Origin of the sequence: Methylorubrum sp. GM97, from assembly GCF_024347855.1 — a bacterium.
In the GTDB taxonomy this organism is placed as follows: domain Bacteria; phylum Pseudomonadota; class Alphaproteobacteria; order Rhizobiales; family Beijerinckiaceae; genus Methylobacterium; species Methylobacterium extorquens.
Map to the genome: position 1 here is coordinate 5,235,722 of NZ_AP025942.1, position 24,212 is coordinate 5,259,933.

Consider the following 24,212-nt stretch of genomic DNA (forward strand, 5'->3'; position numbering starts at 1 on the left):
GATGTTCTCTGCGGGGATCCGTCGCGTGGCCGTCTCAGGCCGGCAGGCGATCCCGGAGGCGGGCAAGCGCCTCGTCGCGGCCGAGCACGGCCAGGACGTCGAAGACCGGCGGCGAGGTGGCGCGCCCCGTGAGCGCCGCCCGGAGGGGCTGAGCGACCTGGCCGAGCTTGACCCCCTGACTGTCGGCGAACTGGCGCACCGCAGCCTCCGTCGTCGCCGCGTTCCAGTCCGGGAGAGCTTCGAGCGCCGGCAGGAGCGCGCGCAGCCGCTCGGGCGCGTCCCCCGCAAGCAGGGCCTCGGCCTTGGCGTCGAGGGCAAGCGGACGCGCGGCGTAGAGGTAGTAGGCGCTGTCGAGGAGTTCGACGAGCGTCTTGGCGCGCTCCTTCAGGCCGGGCATCGCCGATACGAGCTTCTCGCGCAGATCCGGCGTCAGCGCGGTCGGCAGGCCGCGCTCGGGGCCGCGGGCCGGCAGGATCGCGTCGATCGCATCCACCAGCACGGAATCGGCGCTGCCGCGGATGTAGAGCCCGTTGAGGCTTTCCAGCTTCGTGAAGTCGAACCGCGCCGCCGAGCGGCCGATCGCCTTCAGGTCGAAGGCGGCGATCATCTCCTCGGTGGAGAACACTTCCTGATCGCCGTGGCTCCAGCCGAGCCGCACGAGGTAGTTGCGCAGGGCCGCCGGGAGATAGCCGCGGTCGCGGTACTCCTCGACGCCGAGCGCGCCGTGGCGCTTCGACAGCTTGGCGCCGTCCGCCCCGTGGATGAGCGGGATATGCGCCATCGCCGGCACGTCCCAGCCGAGCGCCCGGTAGATCTGGCTCTGGCGCGCGGCGTTGGTGAGGTGGTCGTCGCCGCGGATCACCTGCGTGACGCCCATGTCGTGGTCGTCCACCACGACGGCGAGCATGTAGGTCGGCGTACCGTCGGAGCGCAGCAGCACGAGGTCGTCGAGATCGCGGTTGGCCCAGGTGACACGGCCCTGCACGGCGTCCTCGACCACGGTCTCGCCCTCGCTCGGCGCGCGCAGGCGGATCACCGGCTTCACGCCCGCCGGCGCCTCGGACGGGTCGCGGTCGCGCCAGCGGCCGTCGTAGCGCGGGGCGCGGCCCTCGGCGCGGGCGGTCTCGCGCATCTGCGTCAGCTCTTCCGCACTGGCATAGCAGTGATAGGCGTTGCCCGAGGCGAGCAGGCTCTCGGCGACCTCGCGGTGCCGCTCGGCGCGGGCGAACTGGTAGATCACCTCCCCGTCCCAATCGAGGCCGAGCCAGCGCATCCCGTCGAGGATCGCGTCGATCGCCCCTTGCGTCGAGCGCTCCCGGTCGGTGTCCTCGATGCGCAGCAGCATCCGCCCGCCGAAGCGGCGGGCGTAGAGCCAATTGAACAGAGCCGTGCGCGCTCCCCCGATATGCAGGAAGCCCGTGGGTGAAGGCGCAAAGCGCGTGACGACCGGTGACGACATCGGCGGCTGGGAGGCTTCTTCAAAAAGTGCGGGATGGCGCGCGTGCGGCTGCGGCCGGTCTCGGCGGGCGTGTAGCACGAGCGAGCCGATGCGTTAAGAATTCGTCATGGCTGCCCATCGCGCGGGCATCGCAGGTCTCCGAGCGCGGCGGGGTAGAGGCAGGGCACATGGCAGGGGGCGGCGGCAGGGCGATGCGCGGGGCCGTTCCGGCCCTCCTCGCCGGTCGCCTCCCCGCCCCCGCGCAGCTCTGGCAGGCCGCGCGCGACGGCTTGCGCGGCAGCGTCGCCCGCGAAGCCGAGCAGCGGCGGTTGTTTCCCTGGCTCGCCGTCGCCTTCGGGGCCGGCATTCTCGTCTTCTTCACGGCGACCGATGGAGAGCCTTCCCTCGCCGCGCCGCTGATCGCGGCGGGGCTCTGCCTTTCGGTGACGCCGCTGCTGCGGGCGCGCCCAGTGGCGCTCGCGCTGATGCTCGGCCTCGCCGCCGTCTTCCTCGGCTTCGCGGCAGGCGTCTGGCGGGTCGCCTCCGTCGCGGGGCCGGTGCTGACCCGCGTGACCATCGCGCCGCTTGTCGGCCTCGTTGAAGGGCTCGATGAGCGCGAGGGCGGCGCGCGGCTGATCGTGCGCGTCGAGCGGTTCGGCGATCTCAATGCGGAAAGCCGCCCGCGCCGGGTGCGGGTCTCCTACCGTGCCGCGCAGGCCGTGCGGCCGGGTGACGCCATCCGCGCCACCGCCCGCCTCTTGCCGCCGCCGGAGGCGGTGCGGCCGGGCGGCTACGACTTTGCGCGCGACGCTTACTTTCGCGGGATCGGCGCCGTGGGCTCGCTGGTCGGCAAGGTCGAGGTCGGGCCGCCGGCCGAGCCTCTGGCCCTGTCGCTGCGGTTGACCGCCGCCATCGACGCGGCGCGCAATGCCTTCACCCGCCGCATCACCGACGCGATCGGCGGACAGGCCGGCGCGGTGGCGGCGGCCCTCGTCACCGGAAAGCGCGGACTGATCTCCAACGAGACCAACGACGTGCTGCGCGCGGCGGGGATTTACCACGTCGTCTCGATCTCCGGGCTCCACATGGTGCTCGCCGCGGGCGTCGTATTCTGGCTGGTGAGGGCCGGGCTCGCCCTGGTGCCGATGCTGGCCCTCGCCTGGCCCATCAAGAAGATCGCGGCGGGGACGGCGATGCTGGGCGTGACCGCCTATTGCGCCTTCTCCGGCTGGGACGTCGCCGCCGAGCGCGCGCTGATCATGACGCTGGTGATGCTCGGCGCGATTCTCGTCGATCGCCCGGCGCTCAGTCTCCGCAACCTCGCCCTCGCGGCGATCCTGGCGCTCGCCCGCGAGCCGGAGGCGCTGCTGGGTCCGAGTTTCCAGATGTCGTTCGGCGCGGTCGCCGGCCTCATCGCCTGTGCGCCGCTCATCGACGGGCGGGTTTTCCGAACCCACAGTTCGTCGCGGATCGCGCGGTCCGCGTCCTGGGTGGCGAAGGCGGTGGTCGGAACGCTGGCCACGACGCTGGTGGCGCAACTCGCCACCGCGCCATTCGCGACCTACCACTTCCAGACCGTGCAGCCCTTCGGCCTCGTCGGCAACGCGCTGACGCTGCCGCTCGTCTCGCTCGCGGTGATGCCCGCGGCGGTACTCGGAATGCTGGCCTACCCCTTCGCCCTCGACCGTCCGGTCTGGTGGCTGATGGGGCTCGCGGTGCGCGGCATGCTCGACATCTCCGCCTGGATCGCCGGGTTCGGGCAAGCCAACGTCGTGCTGCCCGCGTTCGGAACGGGCGCCCTGATGCTGCTCGCCGCCGCCCTGCTGCTGGCGACACTTCCCGTGTCGCGGCTGCGTCTCCTCGCCCTCGTGCCGGCGGGGCTCGGTATTGCCCTCGCCGCGAGCCCGATCCGCTACGACATTTATATCGACCGGGACGGGGCCGGCGCCGCGGTCCGCGGCAAGGACGGGCGCCTCGTGGTTCTCGGACGCCCGCCCGGCTTCGTGCTCGAACAATGGTTGAAGGCCGATGGCGACGGGCGCCCTCCGGAGGCCGCCACTGGCGCCGCCGGGCCGCGCTGCGACCGGATCGGCTGCACCCTCACGGCGATGGACGGGCGCGCCGTCGCTCTCGTCATGGACAAGCGTGCCTTCGCGGAGGATTGCGCCCGGGCCGACATCCTCATCACCCGACTGCGTGCCCCGCCGGGCTGCGCCGCACCGCTGATCGCCGACCGGACGTTCCTGGCGGTGCGGGGCGCCACGGCGATCCGCCTCGGAACGGAAGGGCCTGAAATCGTCACCGCCCGCGGGGCCGATCAGCCGAAGCCCTGGCAACCCCGGCCTGCCAGCGCGGCGACGCCGGCAATTGAGGCGGGCCCCCAACCTTCCAATGATCCAAGTGCGGCGGATCCATCAGACCCGCCGCCCTCCGAAAATCCTCAGTAACGGCGCACGAGGCTCACGAGCTTGCCCTGGATGCGCACCCGATCGGGCCCGAGCACGCGGGTCTCGTATGCCGGGTTGGCAGCTTCCAGCGCGATCGACGAGCCGCGGCGGCGAAGGCGCTTGAGGGTCGCCTCCTCGTCGTCGATCAGCGCGACGATGATGTCGCCATTGTTGGCGGTCTCCTGTTTGTGGATCACCACGAGGTCGCCATCGAGAATGCCGGCCTCGATCATCGAATCGCCGCGCACTTCCAGCGCGTAATGCTCTCCACCAGACAGGAAGTCGGGGGACATCGAAATCGAATGGCTCTGGCTCTCGATCGCCGAGATCGGCACGCCGGCAGCGATCCGGCCCATCACCGGCACCATCACCGATTGGCCCTTGCCGTCATGGGCCTGAAGCATGGGAGGCTTCGGCGCGGCGGGCTTGGCCGAAAGACCGCCCTCGACCACGCTCGGCGTGAAGCGACGCGGCTCGGACGATGCGGGCTTGGCCGCCGGCATGTCGGGCATGCGCAGGATCTCGATCGCCCGCGCCCGGTTCGGCAGACGGCGGAGAAACCCGCGCTCTTCCAGCGCCATGATCAGGCGGTGGATGCCGGATTTGGATTTCAGGTCGAGCGCGTCCTTCATTTCGTCGAAGGACGGCGGCACACCGCTCTCCTGCATCCTCTGCTGGATGAACTGGAGCAGTTCGAGTTGCTTGCGGGTCAGCATGCGGCACCTGCTGTCGACCGCGGGCCGGGGGCGCCGCAGAATCGTTGAAAACAAAGCACGAACAGCCTAGACGTTCCTCTCCTGTTCCGCAAGCATCCCTCCGGAAGCGACAGAGGCGGCGGAGCTGTCGCCCCGCCGCCTCTCACGTCGTGCCGTGCCTCGGGATCAGGCCGGGATCACATCCACGATCTCGTAGGTGTCGGGGTCGATGATGACGATGTCGTCCCCGACGAGAATGAACTGCAGGCCGCGATAGGCCGGCACGACCGAGAGGATCGCCGGAGGCAGCGGGTGCAGCGAGACCGAGCGCGGGATCGCCGTGCCGACGCGGACGGCGAAGTTGACGTTCGTGACGGCGCGAACGCTGGAACGGGAGATCGACTGGCGGAACTCAGTGCGCTGCGTCGAGCTCAGGTTCCTCGAGGCGCCCCGTGCCTCGACGGCCGTGCCGCGACCACCGCGCTCGCCGCGTTCACCCGCAGCATCTCGGCCGCCGCGCTCGCCCGGCCCGTCACGGCCATCCCGTCCACCGCGCTCGCCCGCGCCGCTGCGGTCGGGCTGCCCGGACTCGCGGTTGCCGCGCTCGCTCGGCTGCTCGGCGCGGGCCGGGCCGCCCTCGCGCCCGCCACGGGCGCCCGGCTCTCCCGCCTCGCCGCCGCGTGCCGCCCCGCCGCTCTCGCCGCCGCGGGCAGCGCCGCCGACATCGGCGCCGCCACGGGCACCGCCAGCGCCGCCGGCCTCGCCCGCGCCGCCCCGTGCTCCGCCGGCCGCACCGCCGCCCACGCCGCCAGCGCCTCCGCCGGCACCACCAGCACCGCCTGCGCCCATCCCGGCACCTCCAGCGCCAGCACCCCCAGCGCCGGCACCTCCAGCGCCGGGGCCCCCGCCGCCGCCAGCACCGCCGCCGCCGCCTTGAGCGAGTGCGGTCGCCGCGCCTAACATCAGAATTGCGGCCGTCGCCGTACTGCGAAAGAGTTTCGTCATGTTCCGTCCCTGTCTTTTCTCAGCGACCGACCTGGTGCCGAAGCTAGGGACGCAACGGCAGCCCTCGGAAAACCGTTCCCGGCGGATGCCATCCGGTTGTTTGTTCAGAGCAATCGCGGCGATGCACGAACGGATACGGTGACGGCTGCCGGCAGTCCGGAACGTAACCGTTGATGTGCTTGGCAAAACTCGGACGGCAGTATCGCACTTGAGCCAACACGCTTGCTGCGCCGGGCCCGCTCCTTCGCGGGCGGAAGGCCGTGATACGGTGGCCGGTATGATATGCCAGCTGCCGTCCCGGAGCGCGGGGGCGATGGGCTCGGTGAGTCCAACGCTCTAAGCGTGGGAGCGCAACGTTCTCCGGCATCTGTCATGGAATGGCCGCCGACCGCGTCGGCGTGGGGCCGGTGTCGGTGAGATACCGGCCTCTGATAAGGGCTCACGGCCGCTCGCGGGCCGGACAATCAGGGGAAACGCATGCTGGACACCAGCGCTGCCGCGCCGCCGCTCGACGAGGCCGCCGACCGCCGCCGCCGCATCATGGCCATCGTCGGTTCCTCATCGGGCAATCTCGTCGAGTGGTATGACTTCTACTGCTACGCCTTCTTCGCTCTCTACTTCGCCCCGGTGTTCTTCCCGGAGGGTGACGACACGGGCCAGCTCCTGAAGTCGGCCGCGGTCTTCGCGGTGGGCTTCTTCATGCGGCCGATCGGCGGCTGGCTGTTCGGGCGCATCGCCGACCGTCTCGGGCGCAAGACCTCGCTGATGATCTCGGTGCTGATGATGTGCGGCGGCTCGCTCGCCATCGCCCTGCTGCCGACCTACGCGACCGTCGGCCATCTCGCGCCGGTTCTTCTCGTGATCGCGCGCATGGTGCAGGGCCTTTCGGTCGGCGGCGAGTACGGCACCAGCGCAACCTACATGAGCGAGGTCGCGACCAAGGGGCAGCGCGGGTTCTTCGCCTCGTTCCAGTACGTCACGCTGATCGGCGGCCAGTTGCTCGCGTCGCTGGTGCTCGTCGTACTCCAGAGCGTGCTGACGGCCGAGCAACTCACGGCCTGGGGCTGGCGCATTCCCTTCGTGATCGGTGCGCTGGCCGCCGTGGTTGCCCTGTTCCTGCGCCGCTCGCTCTCCGAGACAATGAGCGCGGAGAACAAGGATTCGAAGGAAGCCGGAACACTCTCCGGTCTGCTCAAGCACTGGCGGGCCTTCGCCGTGGTGCTGGCCTATACGGCCGGCGGGTCGCTGTCGTTCTACACCCTCACGACCTACATGCCGAAATACCTCTTCAACACCGCCCATATAGACAAGGTGACTGCGTCGCAGATTACGACGGTGGCACTGTTCGCCTACATGGCGATCCAGCCCTTCTTCGGCTGGCTCTCTGACCGGATCGGCCGGAAGACGAACATGCTGCTGTTCAGCGGCCTCGGCATGGTGATGATCGTGCCGTTGATGACGGCCATCGGCACCACCACCGATCCCGTCCTGTCCTTCGGCCTCATCATGACCGGGCTCGTCGTGATCAGCTTCTACACCGGCATCAGCGGCATCGTGAAAGCGGAGCTGTTCCCGACCCAGGTGCGGGCGCTCGGCGTCGGCTTGTCCTACGCGGTGGCCAACTCACTGTTCGGCGGCACGGCGGAGGCGGTCGCGCTCTGGCTCAAGCATGTCGGCGCGGAGACCAGCTTCTTCTGGTACGTCGCCGTGATGCTGGCGATCTCGTTCATCGCTTCACTGGTGATGCCGAACCCGAAGCGCCACGGCTATCTCGACGGGGACGGCACCGTGGAGGAGGCGCTGGGACGCAAGACGAGCCCGGTTCTGGCCTGATCGGCGCGAGGGTGTCGTTCCGGACATTGATCCGGAACGACACCCTCGCCTCGTGTTGGCGCATCGTCTTTTTCGAAACGCCGAGAGCCACCGCTCGGGGCGGTGCCTTGAGCTCAGCCGAGGCGCAGGATTGCCCGCGCCTCGGCCGGCGTCGCCGGCCGGGCGCCGTGCTCCGCGCAGATCCGGGCGGCCAGACGGACAAGGTCGGCATTGCCATCGGCGAGCCGCTCCTTCGAGAGGCGCACGTTGTCCTCCAGGCCCGTGCGCACGCCCTGCGCCCCCCGCGACACGGCCCAGCCCATCACCGGGCTTTGGAAGCGGCCGATGCCGAAGGCGCCCCAGGTCGCGCCCGGCAGCAGGCGTCGGGTCTCCGCCAGCAGGATGTCGAGCAGGTGCGGGTCGGGTGGCAGCGCGTTGCGGATGCCCATGACGAACTGGAGATGGGGCTCGGCGCCGATCACGCCCTCGTCCACGAGACGGCGCGCGTTGTGGATGTGAGTGAGGTCGAACACTTCGATCTCCGGGCGTACGCCCTCTTCCCGCATCCGCCGGCCGAGCGCCGTGAACGAGGCTGCCGGGTTCTCGTAGACGCCCTCGCCGAAATTGACCGAGCCGGTGGTCAGCGAGGCCATGTCCGGCCGATGGATCAGGCAGGCGCCCCGCTCCACCGGATCGGGGCCCGACCCACTCGTCGAGAACTGCACGATCATGTCCGGGCAATGCCGGCGGATGCCCTCCTGCACCTGTCCGAAGCGCTCGGGATCGAGCGACGGCCTCTCGTCGTCTTCCCGGACGTGGATATGGGCGAGCGCCGCGCCGGCCTCGTAGGCGGCGTGGGTCGATTCGATCTGCTCGGCGGGCGTGATCGGCACGGTCGGGTTGTCGGACTTGCGGGCGACCGAGCCGGTGATCGCGACGGTGACGACGACGGGTCTCATCGCGGCCGGCCCCTCAGCCCAGCGCCTGTTCGACCGCGCGGCCGCAGGCCTGCGTGTCGGCGGTGCCGCCGAGATCGCGCGTGCGCAAACTCCGCTCCGAAAGCACTCGCTCGATGCCGGCGACGATCTCGGCGGCAGCCTCCCGCTCGCCGAGATGCTCCAGCATCATCGCCCCCGACCAGATCTGGCCGATCGGGTTGGCGATCCCCTGTCCGGCGATGTCGGGGGCCGAGCCGTGCACCGGTTCGAACACGGACGGATAGAGCCGCTCGGGATTGATGTTGCCCGAGGGCGCGATGCCGATGGTGCCGGTGCAGGCGGGCCCGAGATCGGAGAGGATGTCGCCGAAGAGGTTCGAGGCGACCACCACGTCGAACCGGTCCGGGTTCAGCACGAAATGCGCGGTCAGGATGTCGATATGGTACTGGTCCCAGCGGATCTCAGGGTAGCCCTCGGCCACGGCCCGCACCCGCTCATCCCAGAACGGCATGGTGATCGAGATGCCGTTCGATTTGGTCGCCGAGGTGAGGTGACGCTTGGGCCGACTCTGCGCCAACGCGAAGGCGAACTTCAGCACGCGATCGACGCCGTGGCGGGTGAACACCGATTCCTGAACCGCGAACTCGCGCTCGGTGCCGGCGAACATCCGCCCGCCCGCGTTGGAATACTCGCCCTCGGTGTTCTCGCGGACGACCCAGAAGTCGATATCGCCGGGCTTGCGGCCGGCCAGCGGTGAGGGCACGCCCGGCATCAAGCGGACCGGGCGCAGGTTGACGTATTGGTCGAACTCGCGCCGGAACTGGATCAGCGAGCCCCAGAGTGAGATGTGATCGGGCACGCGCTCGGGCATGCCGACGGCGCCGAAGAAGATCGCGTCGTGGGAGCCGATCTGCGCCTTCCAGTCCTCGGGCATCATCCGCCCGTGCGCCTCGTAGTAGTCGCAGCTCGCGAAATCGAACCAGTCCTGCACGATCTCGAAGCCGTGGCGGGCGGCGGCCCGCTCCAGAACCCGAACGCCCTCCGGCATGACTTCCTTGCCGATGCCGTCGCCGGGGATCACCGCGATCCGGTAGCTGCGCTTCGTCCCGCCCATGGTGGTCGCCTTCGTGTCCGCCCCGGCGTCTCACTTGCGCCAGTGTCTCGCGGCGTCAATGGCGGGAGGAGACAAGCGGGGACTCCGCTGCCGGTCGAGGCGCGTTCGGATTCGGACGTGGGGGTGGGGGCCGGGGCTCAGTTGATCGAGCCGGTGGTCTCGCCGGGGCAGGTCTCCTGAGCGCGGGCGCGCAGGACGCGCTTCAGACGCAACGGCTGCGCGCCGTCGGCACCGTTCAGCGTGCCGACAAGCGCGTCGGATCCGGCCGTGCCGCGGAAGCTGACGAGACCGGCGCTCGTCTCGACATGGAAGGCGACATCCTTCGTGCTGTCGTCGATCGACACCGCGGTCTCGATCGGGGCAGGCAGGCCCGCCCCCTCGTAGACGAGGTTGTCGCCCTTGGGCCAGCGCTTGAGCGTGATGCGCCGGCCGGCCTGCGCGCCGTCCGCCGGCATCGTGCAGAGATCGGCGTAGACGTAGGTGCCGGAGACCCAGCTCGTGCGCGCCTCCGCCGGCAGGGCGGCGAGACCGGCGATCGTCAACCCAGCGACCAGGCCACCGAGGAGACCGGAGCGTGCGTGGTGGCCGGCTGACGACATGTCGATCCTTCCTGTCCGGCACCATGTCGGTGCCCGGAACGGAAAGGCTCAGGCCCTATCCCGTTCCGTTGCTATCGGATTGCAAGGTGCGCGCCAGCACCTGCCGGATGTCACGCGCCGGCGCCCTGCCATGCCTCGTGTCCCGCCCGGTCGAGAACGGCGAAATCCTCTTCGCTCAGGGTGAGGGTTGCGCCCGCAGCATTCTCGGCGAGGTGGCGGGGATCGCCTGTGCCGGGGATCGGCAGCATCACCGGCGATCGCTTCAACAGCCATGCGAGGGCGACCGCGCTGCCGCTCGCGCCGAGACGCCCGGCGATCGATTCCAGGGCCGAACCGGGGCCGGCCAGCGATCCCTTGTCGAGGGGCGCCCACGGGATGAAGCCGATGCCGTGCCGCTCGCAATGCGTCAGCACCGCCTCGCTGGTACGATCGACGAGATTGTAGCGGTTCTGCACGCTCGCCACGGGGAAGAATTTTTGGGCGGCCTCGATGTCCTCGACCGAAACCTCGGACAGGCCGACATGGCGGATCAACCCCTCCTCCCGCATCCGGGCGATCGCCTCGAACTGCACCTCGCGGGGGCAGTCCGGGCCGATTCGATGGAGCTGCCACAGGTCGATCCGCTCAAGACCGAGCCGCCGCAGGCTCATCAGCACGCATTGGCGCAGGTAATCGGGATTGCCGACCGGCTGCCAGATATCGGGCCCGTGCCGCGTCAGGCCGCCCTTGGTGGCGATGACGAGCCCCTCGTAGGGGTAAAGCGTCTCGCGGATCAGATCCTCGCTGACGAAGGGGCCATAGCTGTCGGCGGTGTCGATCAGGTCGATCCCGAGGCCGGGCACCGCCCGCAGGGTCGCCTTCGCCTTCTCCCGGTCGGGCGGGTCGCCCCAGATGCCGGGCCCGGTGATGCGCATGGCGCCGAACCCGAGTCGGTGAACGGTGAGATCCCCGCCGATCGCGAAGGTGCCCGATGCTTCGACGCTCGCCATGCCCGTGTTCCTCTCGCAGCCTTCGCGCTGACGGGAGAACCCGAAAGGCCGCTGCCGGGTCCGTTGGCGGCGCAGGGCGCTTCAGAACTCGCGGATCAGCCGCAGAGCCGCGACGAGCCCGGCGTCACGGTCCGTTCGGAACTCGACACCGAGGCCGGCCTGGAGGCTCGTCAGTTCCGAGAGCCGGCGGTGGATCTGGGGAATGACGAGGGCGCGGGTGCGGTCGTCCCCGGCGATGTCCTGCCTCAGGTTGACTTCGAGCCCCAGCACCGTCTCCGGATCGAAGTCGTAGAAGACGGAATGGTTGAGGAGCAGCGCGGTCGGTCCGAGCCGGCGCAGGCCGACCTGCCGCAGCCCGGCCATGCTCAGCATGCTCCAGTGCGCGTCGAAGCGGTATCCGGAGATGTAGAGCAGCGAATTGCGGAACGTCGCGCTGCCGCGCTCGACTTGGCCGAGATACTGCCAGCCGTGGATCCAGCGCCCGCCCGCCCCCGTGCCGAAGGTGCCCTGGAGGGCGAACTTGACCTGCGTCAGGCGCCCGTCCTCGAACGGAAGCTCCAGCTCGAACGACTGGCCGTCGGCGTAGGCGTATTCGAGTTCGGGGGCCCAGTCCGTCGGTCCCCGGTCCAGCGGCCGGACCGCCAGGACGTTGACCTCGCGCTCCCCCGCCCGTGCCCCGAGCGGACGCAGCAGGTCGAACACCATCGGTTCGGGGATGCGCGGGTTCTCCGCCGCAAGCGGATCGGCCCGGGCGATGGCCGGTAGGGCGGCGCAGGCGGTCAGGGCCAGCGCGACGCTCCGGATCATCGCCTCCCTCGGGCCGAGCCCCAACGCCGCTCGGCCCGCCGCGAGGGCGAGCCGATCGAAAAGGCCGTGACGGGAGCGGGCGGCACCGGTCTCAGGGTCCGTGCGTCTCATGTGGCAACGTTCGGCCCCGTGGCGGAGCCGGCCGTTGGTAGACGCTGACGGGTGGACCGCTAATCCGTCCGCTCGGTGGGGCCGTCAGGCGGCCCGGATTGCAGCGAGGAAGTCCTCGACCTCACGCCGCACGTTTTCGGACTGCGTCGAGAGTTCGGACGAGGCCATCATCACCTGCTGCGCGGCCGATCCGGTCTCGCTCGACAGCGCCTGTACCTGCGCGACGCTCATCGACACGTCCTGGGTGCCGCGGGCTGCCTCGGAGGCGTTGCGGGCAATCTCGTTGGTCGCGGCGGTCTGCTGTACGACGGTTGCCGCGATCGAGGCGGTGATGTCGTTGACCGAGACGATGGTCCGGCCAATCTGCTGGATCGCACCGAGTGCCTGGGTCGAGGCGGTCTGGATCGCGCTGACCTGATCGGAGATCGCCTCCGTGGTGCGGGCGGTTTGCGCCGCGAGTTCCTTGACCTCGGTGGCGACGACGGCGAAGCCGCGGCCCGCCTCGCCGGCCCGCGCCGCCTCGATGGTGGCGTTGAGGGCGAGCAGGTTCGTCTGGCTCGCGAGCCCGGAGATCATCGTCACCGCCTCGCCGATCTTCTCGGCCGCGCGGCTGAGATGGCTCATCGAATCGGTGGTCGTCCGGGCCTCGTGGCTGGCATGACCCGCCACGTCGTTGGATTGCTGAACGCGCCGCTCGATCTCGCTGAGCGAGGCGACCATCTCCTCGGCCGCTGCGGCGACCGTCTGCACGTTGACGGTGGCTTCCTCGGCCGCGGCGCTGGAGGTGACCGCCTGCCCGTTGGTGTTGTCGGCGACCTGCGTCATCGACCGGGCGGTGCTGTCCAGTTCGGTCGCCGCCGAGGTCACGATGGCGATGGAGGCGGCGATCTTTTCCTCGAAACCGCGCACCAGCCCATCGACACGATCGGCCCGGCGCTGGCGAGCGGATTGTTGTGCCACCCGCTCCGCCTCGAGTTCGATGCGGGCCACGGCGTTCTGCCGGAACACCTCGACGGCCTCGGCCATCCGACCCATCTCGTCCACCGCGTCCCGAGACGGCACCTCGATGGCCGTCTCGCCCGCGGCGAGGCGGCTCATCGCGGCGGTCATCCCTGAGATCGGGCGGATCAGGCTGCGGGCAATCAGGAAGGCCAGGGCGGCACCCGTGGCCAGGATCAGGCCGAGCAGGATGAGCTGGACGGTCTTCGCCCGCGTCATCAGGGCGTTGCTCTGCTCGACCCCGTCCTGAAGCGCCGTCTCGAGCTTGCTGCGCACCGACAGGCCCGTCGCGTTGATGCCGTCCACCCTCGGCTTCAGCGTCTCCTCGAAGAACGCCTCGCTCTCGACGATGGCCTGGGAGGCGGCGACGATGCTCTTGTTAAGCCGGTTCAGGGTCTCGCCGACGAGCTTTGCCGTCTCTTGGTCGGCGGCGGCGAGATCGAGACCCTTCAGTTTCGCCAGGGCCGCCTCGGCGTTGCCGAAGGCGTTGGCCGAGAGGGCACGGCCCTTCGGGTCCTTGGTGGCAAGGAAGCGCCAGTTCATGATGCGGAACAGAAGCAGCGTGCGCTCGACCTCCACGGCCTGAGCGATCACCGCATCCTGGCCCGTGGCCCGCAACTGGGCGACGAGGGCGCCGGAAGCCTTGGTCAGGTCGTCGCCGTTGGCGTAGACGCCGGCCCGGTTCTCGCGGATCTGCGCGCCGAGCTCGACCAGCTTCGGCAGCGCCTTGCCGAGATCGGTGGACTGATCCCGAAGCCGCTCATAGGCCGCGCGCCGCTCCGCGCTCGGTGTGCTCTCGATGAGCTTCTCGGAGCCCTGCCGGATCGAGTCCAACGACGCGAACATCCCGGTCGTGTAGTCCGGCGCCTGGGTCAACCTGTACTGGGCAGCCTGACCGATCAACCGGTCGGATAGACCATTGATGGTGTAGAGGGTCCGGGCTGCGGATTCGAGCTGAGCCCGCGCACGGAACATCTCGTCGAGACTGTCGAGCTGCGTGTAGGAGAACGCTCCCATACCGCAGGACAAGGCGACCAATGCTGAAAATCCGCCGTAGAGACGCGTGCGAATACCGGTTTTCATCAGACTGCCATCGAGCGAACAAATGTTGTCTCGTTGTGCCGAATGACGCCTTTCCGGGATCTTAACTTACGATGGTCGGAGCCTCATAAGTCGGCAGTTATGCATAAAAACCAGACAGTTGACCTGAGGATGTTCAAGTAACCTGAGAGAGCGTTCAGGCGGGTCGTGCCGCCTCCTTCGAACTCGTGCGACGCTTGATGCAAAACCGGGTGCGGCGGACCGCGCGGTTGCGGCCGCTTGGTGAGGCGCCGTCTGCGGGTCGCAGAGCGTCGAGACCGAACGAAAAAACGCCCGCTCTGGGAGCGGGCGCGAAGTCGGGATGAGATGCAGGGCGGTCGGCGGGGCCGGAGGCGGCCCCGCCGGGATGTCCGAGGGGATCAGCCCTCCTTCTTGCCGAGAGCTACGGCGACGAAGCGAGTCTGGCCCTTGGCGCTCTTCACCCGCATCAGCACCGCCTTGCGGCCGTTCGATTCTGCGGCGCGAATCTGCGCCTGGACGTCGGAAGGCTTCGAGACGCTGGTGCCGGCGACATCCAGGATCACGTCACCCTGGGCGATGCCCTTGGCCGCGGCCGGACCGTCGGGATCGACATCCATCACCGCCACGCCCTCGTCGCCGAGGCCGATCTCGCTGGCAGGGGCCAGGCTGAGTCCGAGGCGCGCTTGGCCACCAGACGAGCTATCACTGCGGCTCGCGACCTTGGCGTCGGTCGGCTGCGTGCCGAGTTCGACCGTCGCGACGTCGCTCTTGCCGCCCCGCAGATAGGCGAGCTTCACCTCGGTGCCGGGCTTGAGGCCGGCGATGCGGCGCGAGAGGTCGCGGGCATCGTTGACCGGGGCGCCGTTGACCGACTCGATCACGTCACCCGACTTCAGACCGGCCTTGGCCGCGGGCGTGCCGTTCTCGGCGTGATCGACCAGAGCGCCCTTGGCCTTGTCGAGGCCGAGCCCGTCGGCGATGTCCTTGGTCACCGGCTGGACCTGCACCCCGAGATAACCGCGGACCACCTTGCCGTCGGTGCGGAGCTGATCGACCACCGTCTGCACCGTCTCGGCGGGGATCGCGAAGGCGAGGCCGACCGAGCCGCCGGACGGCGAGGCGATCGCCGTGTTCACGCCCACGACCTCACCGTTGACGTTGAAGGTCGGGCCGCCGGAATTGCCCTTGTTGATCGGCGCGTCGATCTGCAGGAAGTCGTCGTAGGGGCCGGCGCCGATGTCACGGCCGCGGGCCGAGACGATGCCCGCCGTCACCGTACCGCCGAGACCGAATGGGTTGCCGATGGCGACGACCCAATCGCCGACGCGCGGGGCGCCCTTGCCGAACTGGACATAGGGGTAACTGCCGCTCTCGGTGATCTTGAGCAGCGCGATGTCGGTCTTCGGATCCTTGCCGATCACCTTGGCATCAAGGGTGCGGTTGTCGTCGAGCGTGACCTGCACGGTCTTGGCTTTGTCGACGACGTGGTTGTTGGTGACGACGTAGCCGTCCGCCGAGATGATGAAGCCCGAGCCGACCGCGCCGCGCTCGCCACGCTGCGGCATGCCGCGCCCGCCCTGACCACCCGGACCGCCCTGGCCGAAGCGCTTGAAGAACTCGCGCAGTTGCGGCGGCACCTGCTGCAGGTTGGGGCCGCCCGCGCTGTCGTCGTCATCGTCGGCGCTGTTGTCGAGCTTCACCTTCACGGCGACGACGCCCGGCTTCACCTTGTCGACGACGTTGGCAAACGAGCCCGGCGGGTGCTCAGGCGCCTCGATCGGGGTCTTCGGCAGGGCCTGGGCATAGGCCTGGGTCATGGGCTCGGTCAGGCCGAACCCGGCCGCGCCGCCCGCGACGAGGGCGGCTGCGGCGACGGAGGCGAAGGCGCGGCGGCGGACAGTCATGGTCATGGAGGTCTCCGACGGGAAATGGGCCGGTCAGCTGCCCTTCCGTTGAACGTCGGGGCGGCGATCCGTGAGGAGACTCCTAGAGGCCCGAGCCTGACCGCCGGATGGCGCGAAGATTACGGTTTGGACAGGTCCGCCTCCTCGGGCGCCGAGGCCGTCAGGCCCGAGCGCCAGCGCAGGTCGGCAAGCAGGCCCGACGGATGGGTGTCGAGCACCGGCGTGATCGGCAGCCCCGCTGCATGGAGGAGCCCCGCCGCCCAGTGGTTGCAGACATTGCTGTACGAGAAACGCCCATGCGCCTCGTAGAACAGGCTCGGGCCGTAGAGCCCTGGGCCAAGAGCGGCCGGCTGGCCATCGGTGAGCCGGAAGCTCGCCTCCAACCGCGCGAGGAGCCGGGCCAAGCCTTTGCGCGAGAGCGGGACCGGGACGATGTCGGCCTGCGGGAAGCTCGCGCGGGCGGGGCGTGCGAGGCCGACAACCTGGATCACGCCGTCGCTTCCACCGGGTGTGAACAGCGCCGAGAGGGCCAGCCGCCAGTCGAAGGCGGCGAGTGTCGGCGTCGCCCGGTAGAAGCGCGCCTCGCCCCAGCCGAATTCCAGGGCGTCGTAGGCGCGAAAGCGCGTGGCGAGATTGCGTAGGGCGGTGCCCGCCCCCTCCCCCGTTAGGCTGTCGCGCGGCAGGACGAGACCGGAATGCCAGCCGTGGCTGACGAGGAGCACCGTCTGCGTATCCGGCTCGGCCGGCGGGTAGAGGCTCGGGTCGCCGGAGCGGGCCGTCCAGAGCGTGAGCGCGAGAAGCGCGGCGGCCAGCCCGGCCAAAGCCAGTCCGGCAAAGGCCAGACCGAGCCGCCGCAGCTTTCTCATGCCTCGCTGAGCCGGACCAACGCTTCCTCGATCTTGACGAGCCGGGCCGCCTCCGCGTCGCGGCGCTCGCGCTGCTCGTCCACCACCTCTTCGGGCGCGCGGGCGAGGAAGTCGGCGTTGCCGAGCTTGCCGTCGATCTTGCCGATCTCAGCCCGCGCCTTGCCCGCCTCCTTCTTCAGCCGCGCGACCTCGGCCGCCAGATCGACGATGCCCTCGAGCGGAAGTGCGGCCACGCTGCCCCGCACGAGGAGCTGGACGGCGTTCTTCGGCGCGGCGTCGGCAAAACCGATCTCGGAGAGGCGGGCGAGGCGGGTCAGCGTCTCGCTCCAACGCTCGACCCGAGCACGGACGCCCTCATCGGCGCCCACCAGCACCAGCGGCACCTGGGCGCCGGCGGGCACGTTGGTCTCGGAGCGGGCCGAGCGGACCTCGGAGATCAGATCGACCAGCCAGCCGATCTCTTCCTCGGCTTGCTTGTTCGTATAGGCCGAGAGCTCGGGCCAGGATTCGAGCGCGAGCAGGCCGCGCGGTGTCGGCAGCACCTGCCCCTTGATCGCCCACAGCTCCTCCGTGAGGAAGGGCATGAACGGGTGCAGCAGCTTGGCGATCTGGTCGATCAGGAAGGCGACCGTCGCCTGCGTCTCGGCGCGTGCCGCCGGATCGACGCCCTCGCCCTGAAGCACGGGCTTGGCGAGTTCGAGATACCAGTCGCAGAACACGTTCCAGACGAAGCGGTACGCCGCGGCCGCCGCATCGTTGAAGCGGTAGACCGTGATGCCCTGCGCCACCTCCGCCACCGCCTTGGCGGCCTCGGTGAGCGCCCAGGCGTTGAGCGTCTCGCGCACGGCCTCGGGCCGGAAATCGGCCTTCAGTTCGCAGCCGTTCATCTCGGCAAAGCGCGCCGCGTTCCAGAGCTTGGTCGCGAAGTTGCGGTAGCCCTCGACCCGCTGCGGCCCGAGCTTGATGTCGCGGCCGGGGGCGGCGAGCGCGGCCAGCGTGAAGCGCAGCGCGTCGGCGCCGAAACGGTCGATCAGATCGACCGGATCGACCACGTTGCCCTTCGACTTCGACATCTTCGCACCCTTCTCGTCGCGGACGAGGGTGTGCAGGTAGACGGTCTCGAACGGCGCCTGATCGGTGAGGTGCAGGCCCATCATCATCATCCGGGCGACCCAGAAGAAGATGATGTCCTTGCCCGTGACCAGGGTGTTGGTGGGGTAGAAGCGGGCCAGTTCCGGCGTCTTGTCCGGCCAGCCGAGCGTCGAGAACGGCCAGAGCGCGGAGGAGAACCACGTGTCGAGCACGTCGGGATCGCGGGTCAGCGCGACCTCACGGCCGTGCTTGGCCTTCGCCTGCGCGACCGCGTCCGCCTCGCTCTCGGCGACGAATATGCCACCCTCCGCATCGTACCAGACCGGGATCTGGTGGCCCCACCAGAGCTGGCGCGACACGCACCACGGCTCGATGTTCTCCAGCCACTGGAAGAAGATCTTTTCGTAGTTGTCCGGGACGAAGCGAGTCTGCCCGTCGCGCACCGCCTGGAGGGCGCGCTCGGCCAGCGGCTTGACGTTCACGTACCACTGGTCGGTCAGGTACGGCTCGATCACCACGCCCGAACGGTCGCCATGCGGCACCGCATGGGTGTTGGGCTCGACCAGACGCAGCAGGCCGCGCTCCTCCATCAGAGAGACGACGCGCTTGCGGGCCTCGAACCGGTCGAGGCCGTCGAGCGCCAGCGCGGCTTCCTCCGGCTCGGCGCCGTCGAGGAAATCGGCGTTGCCGGCGATCTGGATCCGCGCCTCGGCATCGAGGACGTTGATCGGGCGGCAACCGTTGCGGCGCCCGACCTCGAAGTCGTTGAAGTCGTGGGCCGGGGTGATCTTGACCGCGCCGGTGCCCTTCTCCGGATCGGAATAGGCGTCGGCGACGATCGGGATCAGCCGGTTGACCAGCGGAAGGCGGACGCGTTTTCCGACAAGGTCGCGGTAGCGCTCGTCATCCGGATGGACGGCGACGGCCGTATCGCCGAGCATCGTCTCGGGACGCGTCGTCGCCACGGTGATGATCGCGCCCGTCGGCGTGCCGGCCTCGTCCACGACGGGGTAGTCGAAGTGCCAGAGATGGCCCTTCACCTCGATCTGCTGCACTTCGAGGTCCGAGATCGCGGTCTGGAACTTCGGGTCCCAGTTCACGAGGCGCTTGTCGCGGTAGATCAGCCCCTGCGCGTGCAGATCGACGAAGGTCTTGAGCACGGCGCGGCTCAAGCCCTCATCCATGGTGAAGCGCTCCCGCGACCAGTCACAGGAAGCGCCGAGCCGCTTGAGCTGGCCGATGATCGTGCCGCCGGATTCCTCCTTCCAGGCCCAGACCCGGCGCAGGAATTCCTCGCGTCCCAACTCGCGGCGGCCCGGCTGCTGCGTCTCCATCAGCTTGCGCTCGACCACCATCTGCGTGGCGATGCCGGCGTGGTCCGTGCCCGGCTGCCACAGCACGTCCCTGCCCCGCATCCGCTCGAAGCGGACGAGGATGTCCTGGATCGTGTTGTTGAGCGCGTGGCCCATGTGCAGCGAGCCCGTCACGTTCGGCGGCGGGATTACGATGCTGAAGGGCTCGGCGCCGGCCCGCTCGGGGCGGCCGGCGCGGAAGGCCTGGCCCTCTTCCCAGGCCGCGGAGACGCGCGCCTCGACGGCGGCGGGGTCGAAGGTCTTATCCATCATGGGCGGGGCGGGCTTTTCGAGGCGGCGTTCTAAAAGATGTCGCCGCCGCTATCGGCCCGCCGCGGGGCCGTCGTCAACCGTCGGCCCGTCAGTGCCGCGGGCAATCGCTTGAAGCGATCACCCTGGTTTTCTTCTAGCCTCAAGCGCCGGCGGCCGCCTCCGCGGCCTCAGGCTGCCGCTCCGCTCGATGCTTTCCGGGGCTCATGCCCCGAAAAGCCCGCTCCGCGCGGCGCTCTTCGCGCCGCGAAGCCGCCCAAGCGACTTCGATCGACGGCTCTGCAGGTGCTGCGGTGCAATCACCCCGTGATCGAGGGCCGAACGGCTCACCGCCCGCGGGCGACCCGCTCGATCTCGATGCGCACCAGCCGCTCGACCATGTGCGGAAGGTTCTCGTCGAGCCAGCTCTTCAGCATCGGCCGCAGCATGTCCTTGACGAGATCCTCGAGCGTGCGGGCGTTCTGCGACAGCACCGTGTGGGCGAGGAGCTGGAAGTTCTGACCGACACTCTCGCCGGTGCTGGACGAGACGAGCCGTTCCGTCACCTCTTCCTCGACCGCCGCGCGGACCCGATCGGTCACTCTCGGGGCGGGCGGCGGCTCGGGGGCAAAGTCGAAGGGATCCGGCTTGGCTGCCGCCGGGGGCTCGAAATCGGGCTCCGGTTCCGGGTCGAAATCCGGCATGCGGAAATCGATTTCGGGGATGTCGAAGGCAACCGGCTCGGGCTTGCGCACCGGCTCTGCCACTTCGGCGAGATCGAGCACGTCGTCGTCCGGCGGCAGCGCGGGGGCCGGCGCGGGCGGCGCTTCGGCCTCGACGGTCTTGGGAGCTTGGTCGTCGGCAATGATGCGGCGGATCGAAGCCAGGATCTCCTCCATGGAGGGCTCCTGCGTCTTGTCCTGAACCTTAGGGCTCGCTGCGCTCATCGGGACGATACTCGGTGACGATTGACAAGACGATGACTTGGTTAACGAACTATTGCATCGCCTTGCCCGGCATCAACCATGGTCCGCCGCCGGCCAACAGGAAAACGTCGTCCGCGGCGAGGCTGTCAGCGCCCGTCGGGGGTGCGCAGGCCGAACCAGAGATCGCGCACCTGATCGAGATGTTCGCGGGCGCTGTACGGGGTGACCGGCAGGCTGGTGAAGCGGACGGTGAGCCGGCCGACGGCCTGGACGACATCGTAGGAGTTCACCACGCGGTCGCGCTGGGCGCGGATCAGGGCGACGCGCGCGGAGAGCAGTTCCTGCTGCGCGTTCAGCACGTCGAGGGTGGTGCGCTGGCCGACGCGAGCCTCCTCACGCACGCCGTTCAGCGCCACCTCGTTGGCCTGAACCTGCGCCTGCGAGGCGATCACCTGCGCCTTCGAGGCTTCGAGATTGCCCCAGGTCCGCACGATCGAGGCGCGGATGGTGTCGCGGTCCTGGTCGGCGACGAGGCGGGCGCGCCCGACATTCTCCTTGGCCTGCCGGATCGCGGCGTATTCGGCGCCACCCTGATAGAGCGGAATGTTGACCCGTCCGACGATGGAGGCGGTGACGCCGTTGTCGCCGGGGAACTGCTGATCGTACCGCTGCTGCACCGCTCCGGTGATCTGCGCCTGCGGATAGAGCGCGCCTTCGTTCACCTTCACCTGCAGCTCCGCCACGTCCACGGCGTGCAGCGAGGCGAGGATCTGCGGATGCTCCTTCAGGCCGATGAGAATCGCCTGATCGAGCGAGGCCGGCACGTAGCGGTCGAGCGGGCGCCCGGGGGCGAGCTGGCGCGGTTCGACGCCGACGATCTGGCGGAAGATACCGATCGAGGCACGCAGGGCCGCCTCCGCCGCGCTCACCTGCGAGCGCGCGCCGGCGAGGCGTGCTTCGGCCTGGGCGACGTCGGTGCGGGTCACCTCGCCGACATTGAAGCGGTCGCGAGTCTGACGAAGCTGCTCTTCGAGCACCTCGACGTTGTTGCGCTGAAGCTCCAACGTCGCCGTGTCGCTCAGGACGTTCATGTAGGCCTGAGCGGCATTGAACAGCGTGTTCATCTCGGTCTGGCGCAGGCCTTCCCGCGTGCTGAGCACGGTCGATTCGGCCGCGCGCACCCGGTTGTCGGTCTGAAAGCCGTCAAAGACGTTCTGGTTGATGGTCAGGCCCGCGCCGCCCGGGCGGGTCGTGAGATTGATCGGCCCGCTGGCGCCGACGCCGCCGATCTTACCCTGGAATTGCTGGATGCCGATGTCGGCCGAAAGCGCGGCGTTCGGTCGGTAGCCGGCCTGGAAGCGATTCACATCCTCGTCGGTCGCGCGCAGGTTCGCCCGCGCCGCGTTCAGCGCCGGGTTGGCCTGATAGGCGCGGGACAACGCGCTCTCGAGGGTCTCGGCAGCCGCCGGACTTGCGACAGCCAGTGCCGAGACGACGGCGCCAGCCAGCCGAAGCGCGGACCGCGCCGCAGGGTTCCGTTCTTTCACGTCGATCAGCCCTTGCGGTTTCTCGATATGCCGTCCCGCCGCACTGCCGTGTCCGCTCCGGTGCGTCGCCTCAGCAAATGCCCCGGAGGACATCTGCAGGACGACCCGCACCGTGAGGGTCGCGGCAGGGATGCCGCATGCACATCCATGCGATGGAATGGCTAGCCCGCCTCGTGCCCGAGAGTAGCCGAGCTTGCGCTACCGACGACAGGGCTTACCGCACCGCGTCGTCGGATTGCGGGCGGGTGCCTCAAAAAAGCGACACCCCAGCGGACTAATCCCTCATGGCCGTGTGCCGGCCCGCGCGCGTGCTTTCGCGCAGTTTTCGGCGGTCGCCGTACCCGGCGCGGCAGTCGGCCTGAGATGGAATGGATTCGGTGCGTCGGCCGGGCGCGACGCGCACGGATTGCGTGGGTTCCAGGGGCCTGACGACGGCCCCGGCGTAGCCTCGGTGCCACTCACAAAGCGTTCGCTGTGCCGCCGTGTCCGGAGGGAAGACGGGGGCGGTCGGGAGCGCTTTGAAATAAAGACCGAGAGACGCCAACCGGATGCAATCAGGTCGGATACGGCTCTATGAGCGCGCTTAGAACGCGAAGCCGGGTTCGGTCGCGAAGCTCTTCAGGGCCGGCAGCGAGGCATCGAAAAGCGGGCGGGCCCCGAAGGCATCGCCCGCCCGCACGAACAGGGTCGCCTTGGCGTTGCGGTGCGGACCGAGCACGCAAACCAGGCGCCCGTCGTCACGCAATTGATCGAGCAGGGCCTGCGGCCGGACTTCGACCCGTCCCTCGACGAGGATGGCGTCGAAAGGCCCACCCTTGGCCGGAGCGGTCAAGGCGCCCTGGACGAGGTTGACGGTGTCGCCGAGGCGCTCGCGGGCGGCGCCGATGAGATCCGGGTCGGATTCCAGGGCGACGACCTCGGCGCCGAGCTGCCGGAGGACGGCCGCGCCGTAGCCGTAGCCGGTGCCGACATCGAGGGCGCGGGTGCCCGGACGGATCTTGAGTGCCTGAATCAGGCGCGCCAGCAGCATCGGGGCCGGCATCGCGCGAATCCCGTCCGCGCCCGTATCGAAGGTCAGCGTCTGGTCGATATAGGCGAAATCCTCGCGGCCCGGCGGGACGAAGCGTTCGCGGGGTACGGTGTCGAAGGCATCGAGCACCGCGACGTTGTTCACATCGAAGGTCCGGAGCTGACAATCGACCATGAGGCGCCGCGCCTGAGCATAATCGAGCATGAGCCGTCCATCCCTCGCCGCCGCGCCAGACCGTTTCCCCGCCCGCCCGTCGAGCGGCGCCGGCCCGAGCGGGTCGGGTTGTCGTGGATCGTTCCCAGAATTGCAAGGCTCGCACGAGCGCCTTGCATGGCCAGAAACGAGCAGATTGTCAGGGGTATCGGAAAGTTTGGAGGCCTCGCCCGGAATCGAACCGGGGTGCAAGGATTTGCAGTCCTCTGCGTAACCACTCCGCCACGAGGCCTCGTCGCGAATGCGCGACACTCCGGGCCGAGCGGCCGGTCCGGAGCGAGGCGTCTCTAGCAGAGGCTTGACCCGCTCGGCAACGGTCTTGTCGCTCGATCGACACAAACGCCGCCGCCGCACCGCGACCCGGTGGAAAAAGTGCGTCGTCGGCTCAGAAGGCGCAAAAAGCGGTGATAGGACCCTTGCGTCCGAAACCGGCGAAGGCTAATGACCCGCCACCGCCGCTGAGGCGGCCCGGTGATCCCCGATAGCTCAGTTGGTAGAGCAAGCGACTGTTAATCGCTTTGTCGCAGGTTCGAGTCCTGCTCGGGGAGCCAAATCTTTCAAGCACATAGCGGGTCTACGGCAGAGGCGTGTTGCCGCCGTTGTTCCTCGGCCGTTTTTAGACGCCGAGCTTCTCGCCGCGCCGTTCGTAGCTCGGCCGCGCGGCCCGACGGAACCATCGATCCGCGGTTTTAGAGCATCGTTGTCGATATCGGCGTGGGCGTCGCGGTGCTCATCACGTTGTCCGGCACCGCCCCAGCCTCGCAAGCCTCACTGATCGACCCTGCCCTGCTGTCCATGTTCCAGATGCCGTCCGGGCAGCCGGAGGCACGCGCCAGTTCGCAGTACGTGCGGCTGAAGTGCAGGCGCCGCCAAGGGGGCCGGAGCCTTCGCTGGTGACCAGGGACTAGCGCCGGGCGGCGGCATGTCGGCGAGCCGTTCGGGTTCTTGGCTGAGATCGTGCTCGGCGATCTCGTTGCCGGTCGACCCCGACGTCGACTGGGCCACCATGGATGCGCG

Annotated in this window: 17 protein-coding genes and 2 tRNA genes; 3 read left to right on the forward strand and 16 right to left on the reverse strand. The window is 69.2% G+C overall.

The genetic code is table 11. The features are described 5' to 3' along the window. Window positions 1-34: 34 nt before the first annotated feature. The gene (gene gltX / locus MSPGM_RS24245; RefSeq protein ID WP_003603898.1) at window positions 35-1,459 is read right to left on the reverse strand and encodes a glutamate--tRNA ligase; all 1,425 of its coding nucleotides are present in this window, start codon (window positions 1,457-1,459) and stop codon (window positions 35-37) included. 167 nt (window positions 1,460-1,626) lie between these two features. Here gltX and MSPGM_RS24250 point away from each other — a divergent pair, with 167 nt between their 5' ends. Next, complete coding sequence (locus MSPGM_RS24250) at window positions 1,627-3,885, forward strand: ComEC/Rec2 family competence protein (RefSeq protein WP_003603899.1); 2,259 nt, start codon at window positions 1,627-1,629, stop codon at window positions 3,883-3,885. Here the strand turns inward: MSPGM_RS24250 and lexA are convergent. Next, a complete protein-coding gene (gene lexA, locus MSPGM_RS24255) occupies window positions 3,879-4,601 on the reverse strand; it encodes a transcriptional repressor LexA (RefSeq protein ID WP_003603900.1) in 723 nt (240 codons plus the stop codon). The two genes, MSPGM_RS24250 and lexA, sit on opposite strands and share 7 nt — an antisense overlap. Window positions 4,602-4,766: 165 nt before the next feature. Then, the gene (locus MSPGM_RS24260; RefSeq protein ID WP_244426819.1) at window positions 4,767-5,429 is read right to left on the reverse strand and encodes a DUF1236 domain-containing protein; all 663 of its coding nucleotides are present in this window, start codon (window positions 5,427-5,429) and stop codon (window positions 4,767-4,769) included. A 633-nt stretch (window positions 5,430-6,062) separates the two neighbouring features. Between MSPGM_RS24260 and MSPGM_RS24265 the strand changes: the two genes are divergently transcribed. Further along, window positions 6,063-7,418, forward strand: coding sequence for an MFS family transporter (locus MSPGM_RS24265; protein ID WP_003601254.1), 1,356 nt, complete (start codon window positions 6,063-6,065; stop codon window positions 7,416-7,418). 113 nt (window positions 7,419-7,531) lie between these two features. On the opposite strand, the gene MSPGM_RS24270 is transcribed toward MSPGM_RS24265, so the two are convergent. From MSPGM_RS24270 to MSPGM_RS24330, 13 genes are all read right to left on the reverse strand, one after another. Then, window positions 7,532-8,356: a 3-keto-5-aminohexanoate cleavage protein gene (locus MSPGM_RS24270; RefSeq protein ID WP_003601255.1), complete on the reverse strand. Its 825-nt coding sequence runs from the start codon at window positions 8,354-8,356 to the stop codon at window positions 7,532-7,534. A gap of 13 nt (window positions 8,357-8,369) precedes the next feature. Then, on the reverse strand, window positions 8,370-9,449 hold the full coding sequence (locus MSPGM_RS24275) for a tartrate dehydrogenase (protein ID WP_003601256.1): 1,080 nt from the start codon (window positions 9,447-9,449) through the stop codon (window positions 8,370-8,372). 137 nt (window positions 9,450-9,586) lie between these two features. Further along, on the reverse strand, window positions 9,587-10,048 hold the full coding sequence (locus tag MSPGM_RS24280; protein ID WP_003601257.1) for a hypothetical protein: 462 nt from the start codon (window positions 10,046-10,048) through the stop codon (window positions 9,587-9,589). A 110-nt stretch (window positions 10,049-10,158) separates the two neighbouring features. Beyond that, window positions 10,159-11,037: an aldo/keto reductase gene (locus tag MSPGM_RS24285; RefSeq protein ID WP_003601258.1), complete on the reverse strand. Its 879-nt coding sequence runs from the start codon at window positions 11,035-11,037 to the stop codon at window positions 10,159-10,161. An 81-nt stretch (window positions 11,038-11,118) separates the two neighbouring features. Beyond that, the gene (locus MSPGM_RS24290) at window positions 11,119-11,955 is read right to left on the reverse strand and encodes a hypothetical protein (RefSeq protein WP_015857607.1); all 837 of its coding nucleotides are present in this window, start codon (window positions 11,953-11,955) and stop codon (window positions 11,119-11,121) included. A gap of 84 nt (window positions 11,956-12,039) precedes the next feature. Next, complete coding sequence (locus MSPGM_RS24295) at window positions 12,040-13,971, reverse strand: methyl-accepting chemotaxis protein (protein WP_015857608.1); 1,932 nt, start codon at window positions 13,969-13,971, stop codon at window positions 12,040-12,042. Between the two features lie 443 nt (window positions 13,972-14,414). Further along, entirely contained in the window at window positions 14,415-15,926 is a 1,512-nt protein-coding gene (locus MSPGM_RS24300) for a Do family serine endopeptidase (RefSeq protein ID WP_003601261.1), read from the reverse strand. Between the two features lie 113 nt (window positions 15,927-16,039). After that, on the reverse strand, window positions 16,040-16,786 hold the full coding sequence (locus MSPGM_RS24305) for a DUF2459 domain-containing protein (RefSeq protein ID WP_003601263.1): 747 nt from the start codon (window positions 16,784-16,786) through the stop codon (window positions 16,040-16,042). After that, window positions 16,783-19,503, reverse strand: a complete 2,721-nt coding sequence (locus tag MSPGM_RS24310; protein ID WP_015857610.1) for a valine--tRNA ligase — start codon at window positions 19,501-19,503, stop codon at window positions 16,783-16,785. The genes MSPGM_RS24305 and MSPGM_RS24310 overlap by 4 nt, the downstream gene beginning before the upstream one ends. Before the next feature lie 323 nt (window positions 19,504-19,826). Next, window positions 19,827-20,426 carry a PopZ family protein gene (locus tag MSPGM_RS24315; RefSeq protein ID WP_190273127.1) on the reverse strand — a complete coding sequence of 200 codons (600 nt, stop codon included), beginning with the start codon at window positions 20,424-20,426 and terminating at the stop codon, window positions 19,827-19,829. A gap of 125 nt (window positions 20,427-20,551) precedes the next feature. Continuing rightward, window positions 20,552-22,045, reverse strand: coding sequence for a TolC family outer membrane protein (locus MSPGM_RS24320; protein WP_012255747.1), 1,494 nt, complete (start codon window positions 22,043-22,045; stop codon window positions 20,552-20,554). 490 nt (window positions 22,046-22,535) lie between these two features. Continuing rightward, complete coding sequence (locus tag MSPGM_RS24325; RefSeq protein ID WP_003601272.1) at window positions 22,536-23,186, reverse strand: protein-L-isoaspartate O-methyltransferase family protein; 651 nt, start codon at window positions 23,184-23,186, stop codon at window positions 22,536-22,538. 167 nt (window positions 23,187-23,353) lie between these two features. Then, window positions 23,354-23,427 (reverse strand) — tRNA-Cys (locus MSPGM_RS24330). 243 nt (window positions 23,428-23,670) lie between these two features. On the opposite strand from MSPGM_RS24330, the gene MSPGM_RS24335 reads away from it, so the two are divergent. Then, window positions 23,671-23,746, forward strand: a tRNA-Asn gene (locus tag MSPGM_RS24335). The last annotated feature ends 466 nt before the right edge of the window (window positions 23,747-24,212 follow it).

Excerpts from the sequence above, each read along its gene's own strand:
- gltX (WP_003603898.1), bottom strand. The coding sequence starts at position 1,459 with ATGTCGTCACCGGTCGTCACGCGCTTTGCGCCTTCACCCACGGGCTTC.
- MSPGM_RS24250 (WP_003603899.1), top strand. The coding sequence starts at position 1,627 with ATGGCAGGGGGCGGCGGCAGGGCGATGCGCGGGGCCGTTCCGGCCCTC.
- lexA (WP_003603900.1), bottom strand. The coding sequence starts at position 4,601 with ATGCTGACCCGCAAGCAACTCGAACTGCTCCAGTTCATCCAGCAGAGG.
- MSPGM_RS24260 (WP_244426819.1), bottom strand. The coding sequence starts at position 5,429 with ATGGGCGCAGGCGGTGCTGGTGGTGCCGGCGGAGGCGCTGGCGGCGTG.
- MSPGM_RS24265 (WP_003601254.1), top strand. The coding sequence starts at position 6,063 with ATGCTGGACACCAGCGCTGCCGCGCCGCCGCTCGACGAGGCCGCCGAC.
- MSPGM_RS24270 (WP_003601255.1), bottom strand. The coding sequence starts at position 8,356 with ATGAGACCCGTCGTCGTCACCGTCGCGATCACCGGCTCGGTCGCCCGC.
- MSPGM_RS24275 (WP_003601256.1), bottom strand. The coding sequence starts at position 9,449 with ATGGGCGGGACGAAGCGCAGCTACCGGATCGCGGTGATCCCCGGCGAC.
- MSPGM_RS24280 (WP_003601257.1), bottom strand. The coding sequence starts at position 10,048 with ATGTCGTCAGCCGGCCACCACGCACGCTCCGGTCTCCTCGGTGGCCTG.
- MSPGM_RS24285 (WP_003601258.1), bottom strand. The coding sequence starts at position 11,037 with ATGGCGAGCGTCGAAGCATCGGGCACCTTCGCGATCGGCGGGGATCTC.
- MSPGM_RS24290 (WP_015857607.1), bottom strand. The coding sequence starts at position 11,955 with ATGAGACGCACGGACCCTGAGACCGGTGCCGCCCGCTCCCGTCACGGC.
- MSPGM_RS24295 (WP_015857608.1), bottom strand. The coding sequence starts at position 13,971 with ATGGGAGCGTTCTCCTACACGCAGCTCGACAGTCTCGACGAGATGTTC.
- MSPGM_RS24300 (WP_003601261.1), bottom strand. The coding sequence starts at position 15,926 with ATGACCATGACTGTCCGCCGCCGCGCCTTCGCCTCCGTCGCCGCAGCC.
- MSPGM_RS24305 (WP_003601263.1), bottom strand. The coding sequence starts at position 16,786 with ATGAGAAAGCTGCGGCGGCTCGGTCTGGCCTTTGCCGGACTGGCTTTG.
- MSPGM_RS24310 (WP_015857610.1), bottom strand. The coding sequence starts at position 19,503 with ATGATGGATAAGACCTTCGACCCCGCCGCCGTCGAGGCGCGCGTCTCC.
- MSPGM_RS24315 (WP_190273127.1), bottom strand. The coding sequence starts at position 20,426 with ATGAGCGCAGCGAGCCCTAAGGTTCAGGACAAGACGCAGGAGCCCTCC.
- MSPGM_RS24320 (WP_012255747.1), bottom strand. The coding sequence starts at position 22,045 with ATGTCCTCCGGGGCATTTGCTGAGGCGACGCACCGGAGCGGACACGGC.
- MSPGM_RS24325 (WP_003601272.1), bottom strand. The coding sequence starts at position 23,186 with ATGCTCGATTATGCTCAGGCGCGGCGCCTCATGGTCGATTGTCAGCTC.